Genomic DNA, 11,594 nt, shown 5'->3' with positions numbered 1-11,594 from the left:
TCCCCTCCAAAAAGCGCGTTAATTTGCTGACGCAGATCCACGCGATGTGTCTTAAATCCACCCCCGTGTTTATACTCTCAGTGATATCCTAGATATCCTAAGAATGAGGGAATGATCTGTACCCTGTGGGCTTTGAATCAGAATCACTTCATTTTGCTGAATTTTACTCACAAGGCAATTTTGTTTAACGATTTTGAATAGGTTCAATAGACACCAAGCCGATGTTGTGCAAAATTCTAGCTCGATTTGGGTTGGCACGGTTAGTCATGTGTGGAGAGCATCCGCTTGTAGAGATTTGGAGGATGGCCAAGCCATAACAGCATGGAAAATTCCGAGGAGAAGTTTTAGGTTGCTTCCTTTATCATTATGGCGCAAGCAAAATGTTTTTGAGGGAATAATATTAGCATATTTTGTCCTCCTAGATTTTTATTTTTTTTAGCACAACTGAATAAAACAGATTAAAGCACACTTTATATTGACAGACCGAATAATTCACAGGCATTTTGGGTGGTTTGATGGGCGATCGCCTCTACCGTTTCCTGACGTAGTTTAGCTACTTGCTCGGCTACATAAAGCACGTAGGCAGGCTCATTGCGCTTCTCGCCCCGTTTAGGAACCGGAGCGAGAAATGGACAGTCTGTTTCAATTAGTAAGCGATCGCTCCTCACCATCGCCGCTGAGGATTGGATCGCTTTGGCATTTTTGAACGTTACCGTTCCGCTAAAGCTAATATAGAAGCCTAAATCGAGAAACCATTGAGTTTCTTCTGGCGTTCCTCCCCAGCAATGCATGACACCTCTCACCTTTTCTCCTTTAAGTTCCCGCCATTTTTGCAACACTTCTCTGGTTGCCATAGCAGCATCACGGCAGTGGATAATCACTGGTAAGTTGAGTTCAGATGCGATCGCTAACTGTGACTCGAACACCATATACTGTTGCTGATAGTTATCAGCTTTGTAAAAATCCAGCCCCATTTCCCCAATTGCTACCACATTCGAGTCAGAACTTGCTAAAGTTTTTATTTTCTCGGCTGTCTCGCTATTCCATTTATCAGCATCTAAAGGATGTAATCCTACAGCAAAGCTGATTTCGGGAAATTCTTGGGCTATGGATTGAATACTTGAAAACTCCTCAGGGTGAACACAGGAATGTACTAAACGCACTACACCTGCTTGTTGCCACCGCGATCGCACTGTTGCTAAATCCGGCTGGAAACTATCAAAGTTTAGATGAACGTGCGTGTCTATCAATTGCATTCTTTGTCCTTTGTCATTAGTCATAAATTATTAGCCCTGATCAGGACTAATAATTTATCACCCTCCAGGTGAATCCTTCTCCTCTCGGAGAAGCAACGCATACCCTTTACGATTCCCAGCTGCTTAAGAAGGAAACCACGCCCACCACTTGTTTTAATTCGCCAGAGCCAATACTACTCGATCATGGGGCAGCCCTGCCGTGGACGGGTTAAGAGGTATAGAGCAAGTGGACTGGAAACCCTCAAGACTGTACTGGCTTGCCAGACGCTCCCAGACTAGCTCTAAGCGAACGCGAATAGCGTCTCTAAGAGTTCCCATGCCGTTGGCGCAGCCTCTCTAAGAGTTGGCTTGACGCTGCGTCATCGCCCTTAGCGTTTCACACCACTTGCCACTAACTTTGGGAAAGTTCGTAACGCACTGGCTCGCTGAGTCAGAAGAGCGCACTGGCTTGCCAATGACTATTCAGCTGCTGTTTGAGTTAGGGGTTTTAGTTTATGAGCCAATCTCGACTTTTTCCTTGCCCCATTGTTGGGGTGAAGGACACCCCGTTTGATCGCTTTATCGATTTTGCCGTAAGCCTCGGATAACCGAACCTCTACTTCTTGTTTTAATTCTGGGGTAGGACTAGCTGCATAGACAGCTACAGCATTCAGGTATTTCTTCATCAGCGTCTTGACTGCTGATTTGTAAGCTTTATTACGCAGTCGGTTACGTTCTGCGATTCCGGCACGCTTGAGAGCAGACTTTGTATTCGCCACAGTCAATTCCAAAAATACTATTAATATGTACACACACTACTAGACTTACTAATATAGCATCCAAATTGCCAATGTTATAATTTCCTCAAAAAAAATCTCTCATTGGGGAAAAAATTAGTGCCTAGTCCCCGCTCCTTAATCCCCAGTCCTTAATTTGGTCTGTCGTCAATTTAGGAAATGCGTTAAAATAAGGTACATCAAAAAAAATAGTAGCCCTAACTCACCACCTGGTTAACCAATGTGATTGCCAATATAATCTTTCCCCAAAACGGATGTATTGTCAAAGGCAAGGAACTGTAAACAGCTAAATTTCAGAGGTTTCAAAGTATAGAACCAATATATTGTGTATGTACACATGTTAACTACTAAAAGTTAGGAAAATAAGTAAAAATTCTACTCAGATCCTACCCCCTGTAAATCCGGGAGACTAGATGTGCAAACACACTACCGGCACTAGAGCAAGGAGTGAGGGTAAGGGTATAAAGTTAGTGGTAAATGGCACGCCCACTTCCTACCGCTAGCCTGGCGAGGCTTGTCGGACTGAGCAATTAAGTCGCCTTCTCAAGCAAACAATGTGGTGGCAGCCTTGAGAGTATCAAAAAAATCCAGGTTAAGCTAGAGAAGAGAATTAGAGTCAGCTTCCACACCCCAGTTGGTCAAGAGCAATACTAAATCTCAGGTGTGAATATTATAATTATTGGCATTGTCCTTACTCCATGCTGCGAATCATTACTCAGCAGGCAGACGTCAGAGCAGAACTACAACGGATCTGCGATCGCACCCATGACGAACAGGTGCTTCACAAAGAAGCAACGGTGCGCGAAGTTTTGCAAGCAGTGAAGCGCCAAGGCGACAAAGCTGTATTGCATTACACAGCCGAATTTGACAAACAAACCCTAAAAGCAGAACAACTCCGAGTTACAGGCTCGGAACTGGATGCAGCCTATCAGCAGGTGTCAAAGGAGTTGTTGGGCGCAATTCGACTAGCTTGCCGCCAAATTGAAGCATTTCATCGTCAGCGAGTACCGAAAAGCTGGGTACACTTTGGCGACGATGAAATAGTGCTGGGCAAACGCTATACCCCCGTAGATCGAGCCGGGTTGTATGTGCCTGGTGGCCGCGCCGCCTATCCCAGTACAGTGCTGATGAATGCAATTCCGGCTCATGTTGCTGCTGTACCCCATGTGGTAATGGTGACACCTCCTGGACTTGGTGGTGCAATTAATCCAGCAGTCTTGGTAGCTGCCCAAGAAGCAGGAGTACAAGAAATTTATCGCATTGGGGGCGCACAAGCGATCGCTGCTTTAGCCTATGGCACAGAAACGATTCCGAAAGTGAATGTGATTACTGGCCCTGGTAATATTTATGTCACCCTAGCGAAAAAACTTGTCTATGGCACCGTCGGCATTGATTCTTTGGCAGGCCCCAGCGAAGTGCTGGTGATTGCCGATGAAACCGCAAATCCGGTGCATGTCGCTGCTGACTTGCTAGCCCAAGCCGAACACGATCCAATGGCGGCAGCAATTTTGCTGACGACGGATGCTGCTTTGGCGAAAAATGTACAATTAGCTTTGGAAAGACAGCTAGTGGATCACCCACGGCGAATAGACACAGAAAAAGCGATCGCTCACTACGGCTTAATTGTCGTTGTGGAATCGCTCCAAGCAGCAGCGGAATTTTCAAATGAATTTGCCCCCGAACACCTGGAATTAGAAATCAAAGACCCTTGGGCACTATTACCACAGATTCGCCACGCTGGGGCAATCTTTTTGGGTTACTCAACACCAGAAGCTGTAGGAGACTATTTGGCAGGCCCTAACCATACCTTGCCAACTTCTGGTGCTGCCCGCTATGCTTCGGCTTTAGGGGTTGAAACTTTCCTCAAACACTCCAGTATTATTCAATACTCTCAAACCGCACTGCAAAATGTGGCTGGTGCCATTGATGTGCTAGCAACAGCAGAGGGCTTACCTTCCCATGCTGATTCAGTACGACGCCGAATTCAGCAAGAAGAGTGATTTGTAATGCTTAATTTTTCCCCATCTATACTATTGGCAAAAGTCACTCGATAGGTTCAGACTTAAAGTTTGGATGGCTATGTCTGACGATAAGCCTTGACGCTCGTAACGCAAGGGTAGCGAGGAACGAGCGTCCGTAGGAGCGTCTGACTCGCTAACACTGCGCTATCACCTTCTCCCAAAGAGCTACGGTGTACACACAAGTCGAAAAATGGTCTAGCCACATTTTGTCAGAGTGAAACTGTCACGCTGACCGATATCCCGCCCAGAACTAAAGTTCAGGGCTGATAGCGAAAGTCCACTTAAGTGGACTAAATGATCAACTCAGTCCACTTAAGTGGACTTGGGCTATGAGACTCGGAATGAATTCCGAGGCGGTATAGAAACGCAGTAGGAGATTTATTAATTCAAGATATGCCGGCGGTAAGATTTTGTGTGTACACTGTAGCCCTTTGGGAGAGGCTAGTACAGCGCGGCGGAAATAAACAACCCATTGAATATATAAACTAAGTAGGCAGATGGAAAAATAATTTAGTGTCGCTGCCAACAAGTTTTGCTACATACTTATGTAAGGGGTCTACTCTTGAGGAGACGAGAGCAGTGCTAAAGAATATTTTGGTAGCTCTGGATGGTTCGGAAATTTCAGAACGAGTAATTCAGACTTTAGATAATTTGGCGTTGTCAAAAGATGCCAAGGTTATTCTCTGTCATGTGTTTCCCACGCCAGAGTCAGAGATGGAACTACCTGCTGATCGTCCTCAGCCAGAGTCCCCAACATTTTCTTATTTTAATATTGAAAAACAGCTGCAATACTATCAGGAAAAATTATCAGTCACAAGTCAGTTAGAGATGGTAACTGGTGATCCTGCCGAAGAGATTATTCGCCTTGCCAATATTTACAAAACTGACTTGATTATAATTGGCAGTCGTGGGTTAATGGGGATGAAGCGAATTGTCCAGGGTTCTGTTAGCAGTCAAGTTGTGGAAGAGGCTAATTGTTCGGTGTTAGTCGTCAAACCAAGGTAAAAATTTGTAACGGGAAGCAATGACTATAACCACCCCAAAACTAACCTTTGAGGAATACCTGAAATATGATGATGGTACTGATACCCGCTACGAATTGGTCAATGGAGAACTAATTCCTATGAGTTTAGGAAGTGGACAACATGGGGCGGTAACAGAATTTATCAATGTTTGTTTCCGAGCAGAAATTCTCCGGCTAAAGTTAGATTGGACTTCTAAGCAAATGGTTATCGGTGTTCGTTCCCCCCGGGCTAGGAGATGGGATACATCAAGGATTCCAGATGTAGTTGTGATTCTATTACCTTAATGGCGAGAGTTGAGAAACCGAGGGGCAGTTATTGAACTCAACCAACCACCTCCGTTGTTGGTGGTGGAAGTCGTCAGTGAATCAACAAAGATTGTAGATTATCGAGCCAAGCGAGTTGAGTATAACGTTTTAAATATTTCAGAGTATTGGATTGTCGATCCATTAACGAGCAAAGTGACTGTCTTCAGATTGATTGAAGAATTATACGAACCAGTAGAGTTTGTTGATACTGAACGCATTCAATCTCAAATTTTTCCGGAGTTAGAACTAACAGATGAGCAAATGTTAACAGCCGAAGGTTAAAAGTAATTTAAGGATTGAAAAAATCTAATCCAATACATTGTGAGAAAATCCAAAAAAATAGCAGGGTTTTATCCTTGCATACAGTAAGTAGCGCTTATTCCCTACTCGACTACTCAAAGATAAGTAGTATTTTCCGAAAAAAGCGCTACAAATTCCAATTTACTGTGGCTATGAAACAACAGTGAATCGGAATTTGTTACGTTTGCTGAAGAAAAGTAGATAGGCAGAATAAACGTATGCTAAGATTATCCCCATAAAGAAACATCCTAATTGCTTAGTAGAATTAAGTAGATTAGCAATTTAGGCATCTGTAAAACTAATTTAACCTGCGGCAACAGGGGAAATTATTTAAAAGGCGATGTTTTATTTCTCTCAAGGCTAGGTTAATCGTGTCTTGACGTTTATTGTTTCCCTTGTACTAAACTTCAGAAGTTTGCCTATGACGATGAATTTTCTAGTTTGATCTATTGCGGAAGATATTTCCTGCATTTGCGGTTGCATTTTGTGCAGTAAGTACATTTCCATTTCTGCTTCCAGCTGATCCATTTCCACCTCCCACAGCTATATTGATGGGAAGAGCAAGAGCAGTATTGCCGATGGAGAAGTTATTACCGCTGAAGTCGCGAGCACCACCAGAGAGGTTGGCTTCTTCGTTGGTGGTTAATTCAATAAACAATGTGCTTTCCATGATTTGAGTTCTCCTTTGATTGTGGGGATTAAAATAACGTCACATTTAAAGTAACAAATATACTATTTGTATATCTTGTAACTTTTTTGTGTCGTTAGGAGTATTATACGGTTTTTGGTAAATTGGTCAAGCAACTAGTTGTTTAAGAAATATGTACTACACGTATTCATCAAAAATATTACATAGTAAGTATTTATACAAAGCTAATTAAAAATAAGTTTGAATTTATCAAAAAATCGTTGGCGTTTATATCAATATATATTGATATAAACATGGCATTGTAAAAACTTAATTTAGTTAAAAAAATCTAGTAAGTTAAGCTTGTTTAAGTATTAATACTGATAAATTAACCAAAATGCACAGAATTTAAAGATATAATCAAGCAAACCAAACAACTTTTTTATACGAGTCGTGATTAAATAACTTTATAAAACTCCAAACTGTGATTTTGATTTTTGAACAAGTCTTTTTACATAAAAATACGGCTTTTTTAATTATTTTATACAACATTAAGTTTATGATATATAACTTATTATTATAGAATAATTCGTAAGTTTGCTTAATTATTAATTAATTTGAAAAAAGCTTTATTTTAACAGAAGACGGCAATATCCGGCAAAATCAGTTACAACGATCGCAGTTCAATGCACAACTAAAAGCCCTAGAAACTCAAGTCACTCCTGAGTCCAATGCAATGCCACAGGCGATCGTATCCGCAAAAGCAGACCTGAGTCGCAACCAACGGGACTATCGAGACAGGGTAATTACAACTCAGAGCAGAAGTGCAAGAAGCAGAAGCTGCTGGTGAATTAGCTGGTGAGGAAATGAACCAATATCAGCAGTTGGGAAATACGGAGGCGATCGCTATTCTCCAAATTAAGGAAAAAGAACAAGCTTTCAAAGCTGCTGTTGCTAAACTAGAACGCGCTAAAGCGGCACTAGCAGGGACTTCCAGTCGTTAAGTACTCTGGTGCAAGATGTGAGTTGACCAAGTTTGTATAAAATAGGAGGAGAAATTTGGCTTAAATTTTTATGAGTTCCCGCCGCATTCTCCAAGTTGGTGAATCTTATACTTTCAGCCGATATTTTGAATTGCCTTTCACGATTGATGATATTTTAGCCGAATTAAATTGCACTGTTGAAAGGAAAAATCTAACATTACCTGAATCATCAGAAATTTTAGACATCCAATTTTTACAACAGCAACTTCTGCGTAATTTCTCTCATATTGATTTAGTTAACGAAACTACTAGACGGGAAGCTTTAATTGGTCCAATTTTGTTTGAAGTATGCGATTTAACTAATCAGAGGCTCAATATAGAATATTCTATTGCTGTCAACGACTATCTGAAAGGGACTCTGGACTACTATATTGCAGCACCTCAAAATTTATTAGTCATCGAAGCCAAACAATCAGATTTAGTTAGAGGATTTACTCAACTCGCTGTTGAATTAATAGCACTTGACAGCAACCGTTACTTCCCTACTCAAGGTGAGCAGTATGTTTAGTGAAAAACACCACTTAAGTTTATCAACAGTTGCCTACTAGCAACCGTTGATAGACTTTGTGAAGTTTGTTGAAGAAAAGTATGTGGGGAACAATAAACGTATGCTAAGATAATTGCTATAAACAAATAGCTAATAGCTTGCCACGGTTAAGTAAATTAGCACATTAAGGCAGGCGCAAAAGTAACTTAACCTGGTAAAATAGGATACTTTATTTAAGAGCCTTTATCCCAGTAAAGACGCTGTTGCTCGTGTCTTTGCGTTTATTCTTTCCCTAACTTATACTAAACCTCAGAAGGTTAACTATTGCCTTAATAGGATAGTTGAACTGCTGGACTACCATATCAGCCATTTTTGCTCGTAACAGTGCCTCCAGTAAGACTAACAGGGTCAGTTCTCTATAAGTTTGCGATCGCGTCGCCGCCATTTCCGCCCGCTCCGGCATCTCCCCCAATAAATTGAATTACAGAGTTAATAATAAAGACTGTAAAAGAGAATTTTTTAGCTGCCGCCTTCTGGGGAACCTTTTTCTTTCCGCCAGAGAAATTTAATTCTTCGTCGGCGGTTAATGTAGTGAACAATGTGCTTTCCATAATCTTAGTTCTCGCTTGATTGTGATGATTAAAGTTACGTCACTCCCAAGTAATAGATATAAACGTAAAAGAGTATATTTAGTAACTTGTTTGTGCCGTTAAAAGTATTATACGGCTCTTGCTAAATAGGTCAAGCAATTATTTTTTGAATAAAGAAAAATCTTTTACACCTCTTCCTCTTCAGGAAAGATATTACATAGTTAGCATTTATACAAATTTAATTAAAAATCAGTTTTTATTTGTCAAAAAATCGCATGCATCAATATATATTGATATAAATATGGCGATCTAAAAGCTTAATTTTGTTTGTCAAAAAACGTATAAATGAAAATTATTAAGTGTTAATACTGATAAAGTAACGAAAATTCCCAGAATTGAACATATAATTAAGCAAACCAAACAAGATTTTTTATACTAATTTGTACTTAAATGAATTTCTCAAACTCAAAACTGGGATTCGGCCTTTTTGAATAAGTATTTTTATGTAAAAAATTCTTTTTTGTAATTATTTAATACAACAAAAAGTAGAGGCTGTATAATTTATACTAATATAAAAATGTTTAATTTTGCTTAATTATTTATTAATTTGAAAAAAGCTTTATTACGTTGATTAGAAAAATTATTTGCAAAATAAATGAAGAAAGAGTAAAAGTTTAGAGGAAAATTATAAAAATTTGGTATTTCTATAAAAATGCGCTATGCAGGGTTGGTCAGATAAACCTGGATTAACTCTTTTTTAGAGATATAACCGATGTTAACCCCTGGGTCAGCAACTATTATTTCTGGTTTCTAAACTGGGGATTGGGGACGCAGAGAATAACCAATGCCCCATGCCCAATCCCTGTTCAGTCGATTCAACGCTCTTGAGTTGCCAAAAATTGACGCAAGCTCAATAAACTCAGGGTTTGACCCAAATTCAAGGGCAAAATTGAAACTCCTTCCAAGCGAGATTGTACCCAACCTTCTCCCCAGTACCATTCGTGGAAGCCGTCAATGCCTCCGCTAAGTACTAAGCGGAGACAGTTGGATTTTACAACATCTACTTGATGATGAATCGGGACTGGCCCAGTCCAGGTAGTAAACTGGAATCCGGGAAGCAGTTCTTCTGGCATTCCTGGCGCAAAGCGTTGCCCTAAGAGCCATTTTTCTAGTTGCACCGGATGCAGCAGACTATCACGAATTGCATTAGTTGATGCTTCGATTTCGATCCGCAGTTGGCTTTGTTGAAAATTACCCAGCATTTTTCTAAGATTGCCTAAAGGTGAGACGTTGCTATTTCTAATATTGCAAATACAATCAGTGATTATTACGGCATCACTTTTCTACCAGCAGAGAACTTAGATTGACACTCCCTCGCTAACCGCAAGCAGTCTAGCGGGGGATTCTTGTTTCTCAGAAACCCGCTTTTTGGCACAAGTACCAACGAGTCTTACAGTCTCTCCACAAGCTTGAATTTCTGTGTGTCCCACAGTATTTGCTGACAGTATCCTAATTCCTTCTGCCCTCAAGTTTTTTGCTGCGTTTTCATCTCTGTCGTGATGATTTTGACAACTCAAACAAGTCCAATCACGAATGCTGAGATTTAACAAATTGTTTTTATATCCGCAACAAGAGCAAATCTTACTACTAGCAAAAAATCTGTCAATTTGAACAAGTTTACCTCCCTCTCTTTCCAGCTTATAGCCAATAAAATTAAGCAACATACCAAAACCAGCATCATGAATTGACTTAGCTAATTTGGTATGCACTAATCCTTTAATACAAAGGGTTTCAGCTACAATGATTTGGTTTTCGTCAACTAACTTTCGTGAGAGTTTATGAAGGAAATCTTGCCTAGTATTTGAAATTATTTCGTGAACCTTGGCTACGGCCTTAATTGCTTTACGCCTATTCTTAGACCCTTTAACCTTACGAGATAAAGATTTTTGTCTACGTCTTAAACGTAAAGCATATTTCCTAGTAGGTTTAATGGGGTCAACTTTGTAGCAGGTTTCTCCATCAAAGACAATCACTAGACTGCTTAATCCTAGATCAATTCCTGATATCTTCCCCTGCTTGTTAGATGAAGCGTCTTTAACCTCAAAAAGAATTGCAGCAAAATATTTACCTGTACTTGTTTTAGAAACAGTCGCAGACTTAACTGTGCCATTAATGCTTTTGGAAATACTAGCCTTAACAACACCTAGCTTAGGAAGCTTTACGCCACCATTCTTAATTGAGCAACTTTCAGGATAACGGATTGATTGCTTGGAATGCTTGCTTTTGAACTTGGGAAACTTAGCTCGGAACACATTGAAGTTTTTAAAGGCAGATTCCAGATTTTTTAGCGATTGTTGGAGAACAGCAGCAGTAGGTTCTTGCAGCCATTCATAGTCGGTCAGTTTCTTTAACTGGGTAAGGTCTTTAGCCATTTGGCAGTAATTCATTCCCTTACCTATCACCTCATATTGGCTGTTAGTTTTATTGAGATAGTAATTCCAAACAAAGCGGGAACATCCAAAGTTTTTGGCTAAGGATGTTTCCTGTTCCTTGTTTGGATAAATTCGTACCTTCAATACATCCAACATCGATATTATTTTGTGAACTGTAGTGCTAATCTACTATTTACCGCTATCACTTGTCAACTATGTATAATCATGGCTTCTGGTTTGTCTACAGACTTAATTCACATTGTATTGGTGGTAAAATATCGTAGAAAAGCTATAAATGCAGAAATCCTAAACAGACTCAAAGAAATATTCACAGATACTCTAAAAAAGTGGGATTGCGAACTGTTAAAGTTCAATGGAGAAGAGGATCATGTCCATCTACTGAGCGATTAAAAACCAGATAAACCACTGTCAACACTCATTGGAAATATTAAAATAGTGAGTATCCGATTAATTCGCAAAGAATTCCCCTGGCTAGCTCAAAAATACTTTTATAACAAGCCTTATCTTTGGACTGATGCGTACTTTGTCGCTAGTTGTAAAGGTGTGACAGTTCAGCAATTAAAACATTACGTTGAGAACCAGCAGCAACCCAAACAATGAAACGCTGTTGCTTTATTTGTTAGTTGGTCGCAATTCATCTTCCGTTAAGTTTGCGACTGTAACGGGAGTCCTCTTGCTCCATTAAGATAGAAAAAGTAAACTTGTTAAGA

The 11,594-nt window shown here is 40.1% G+C and carries 10 protein-coding genes and 2 pseudogenes; 6 read left to right on the top strand and 6 right to left on the bottom strand.

The genetic code is table 11. From position 1 onward, the window contains the following. Window positions 1-470 precede the first annotated feature (470 nt). Both V7K31_RS26975 and rpsT read right to left on the bottom strand, forming a co-directional pair. Window positions 471-1,256 carry a TatD family hydrolase gene (locus tag V7K31_RS26975; RefSeq protein ID WP_335098552.1) on the bottom strand — a complete coding sequence of 262 codons (786 nt, stop codon included), beginning with the start codon at window positions 1,254-1,256 and terminating at the stop codon, window positions 471-473. 458 nt (window positions 1,257-1,714) lie between these two features. After that, window positions 1,715-2,014: a 30S ribosomal protein S20 gene (rpsT, locus tag V7K31_RS26970; protein ID WP_335098527.1), complete on the bottom strand. Its 300-nt coding sequence runs from the start codon at window positions 2,012-2,014 to the stop codon at window positions 1,715-1,717. Between the two features lie 716 nt (window positions 2,015-2,730). Between rpsT and hisD the strand changes: the two genes are divergently transcribed. The 3 genes and pseudogenes from hisD (at window position 2,731) to V7K31_RS26955 (ending at window position 5,665) form a co-directional block, all read left to right on the top strand. After that, on the top strand, window positions 2,731-4,032 hold the full coding sequence (hisD, locus tag V7K31_RS26965; protein ID WP_335098525.1) for a histidinol dehydrogenase: 1,302 nt from the start codon (window positions 2,731-2,733) through the stop codon (window positions 4,030-4,032). A 600-nt stretch (window positions 4,033-4,632) separates the two neighbouring features. Then, complete coding sequence (locus V7K31_RS26960) at window positions 4,633-5,058, top strand: universal stress protein (protein WP_335098522.1); 426 nt, start codon at window positions 4,633-4,635, stop codon at window positions 5,056-5,058. Window positions 5,059-5,077: 19 nt separating this feature from the next. Continuing rightward, a pseudogene (locus V7K31_RS26955) lies at window positions 5,078-5,665 on the top strand (Uma2 family endonuclease). A gap of 454 nt (window positions 5,666-6,119) precedes the next feature. On the opposite strand, the gene V7K31_RS26950 reads toward V7K31_RS26955, so the two are convergent. Next, the gene (locus V7K31_RS26950; protein ID WP_335098519.1) at window positions 6,120-6,353 is read right to left on the bottom strand and encodes a hypothetical protein; all 234 of its coding nucleotides are present in this window, start codon (window positions 6,351-6,353) and stop codon (window positions 6,120-6,122) included. Between the two features lie 782 nt (window positions 6,354-7,135). Between V7K31_RS26950 and V7K31_RS26945 the strand changes: the two genes are divergently transcribed. Continuing rightward, complete coding sequence (locus tag V7K31_RS26945; RefSeq protein WP_335098516.1) at window positions 7,136-7,315, top strand: hypothetical protein; 180 nt, start codon at window positions 7,136-7,138, stop codon at window positions 7,313-7,315. A gap of 70 nt (window positions 7,316-7,385) precedes the next feature. Further along, complete coding sequence (locus V7K31_RS26940) at window positions 7,386-7,862, top strand: hypothetical protein (protein ID WP_335098514.1); 477 nt, start codon at window positions 7,386-7,388, stop codon at window positions 7,860-7,862. A 395-nt stretch (window positions 7,863-8,257) separates the two neighbouring features. On the opposite strand, the gene V7K31_RS26935 is transcribed toward V7K31_RS26940, so the two are convergent. The 3 genes from V7K31_RS26935 to V7K31_RS26925 all read right to left on the bottom strand — a co-directional run bounded on the left by V7K31_RS26935 (window position 8,258) and on the right by V7K31_RS26925 (window position 11,019). Further along, complete coding sequence (locus V7K31_RS26935) at window positions 8,258-8,452, bottom strand: hypothetical protein (protein ID WP_335098511.1); 195 nt, start codon at window positions 8,450-8,452, stop codon at window positions 8,258-8,260. An 854-nt stretch (window positions 8,453-9,306) separates the two neighbouring features. Continuing rightward, window positions 9,307-9,693 (bottom strand): hypothetical protein, encoded by a 387-nt coding sequence (locus tag V7K31_RS26930; RefSeq protein WP_335098509.1) that lies wholly within the window; start codon window positions 9,691-9,693, stop codon window positions 9,307-9,309. Window positions 9,694-9,789: 96 nt separating this feature from the next. Next, window positions 9,790-11,019 (bottom strand): RNA-guided endonuclease InsQ/TnpB family protein, encoded by a 1,230-nt coding sequence (locus V7K31_RS26925; RefSeq protein WP_335098506.1) that lies wholly within the window; start codon window positions 11,017-11,019, stop codon window positions 9,790-9,792. 69 nt (window positions 11,020-11,088) lie between these two features. Between V7K31_RS26925 and tnpA the strand changes: the two are divergent. Continuing rightward, window positions 11,089-11,484, top strand: a pseudogene (gene tnpA, locus V7K31_RS26920) (IS200/IS605 family transposase). Window positions 11,485-11,594 lie beyond the last annotated feature (110 nt).

The organism is Nostoc sp., assembly GCF_036917675.1.
Classification (GTDB): Bacteria; Cyanobacteriota; Cyanobacteriia; order Cyanobacteriales; family Nostocaceae; genus Nostoc.
Note: the sequence above shows the minus strand (reverse complement) of the source record. Positions and strands in the feature narration are given on the sequence as shown.

Bases quoted from the DNA above. Each gene is read 5' to 3' on its own strand.
- V7K31_RS26930 (WP_335098509.1), bottom strand. From the start codon at position 9,693: ATGCTGGGTAATTTTCAACAAAGCCAACTGCGGATCGAAATCGAAGCA.
- V7K31_RS26950 (WP_335098519.1), bottom strand. From the start codon at position 6,353: ATGGAAAGCACATTGTTTATTGAATTAACCACCAACGAAGAAGCCAAC.
- V7K31_RS26940 (WP_335098514.1), top strand. From the start codon at position 7,386: ATGAGTTCCCGCCGCATTCTCCAAGTTGGTGAATCTTATACTTTCAGC.
- hisD (WP_335098525.1), top strand. From the start codon at position 2,731: ATGCTGCGAATCATTACTCAGCAGGCAGACGTCAGAGCAGAACTACAA.
- V7K31_RS26975 (WP_335098552.1), bottom strand. From the start codon at position 1,256: ATGCAATTGATAGACACGCACGTTCATCTAAACTTTGATAGTTTCCAG.
- V7K31_RS26925 (WP_335098506.1), bottom strand. From the start codon at position 11,019: ATGTTGGATGTATTGAAGGTACGAATTTATCCAAACAAGGAACAGGAA.
- V7K31_RS26935 (WP_335098511.1), bottom strand. From the start codon at position 8,452: ATGGAAAGCACATTGTTCACTACATTAACCGCCGACGAAGAATTAAAT.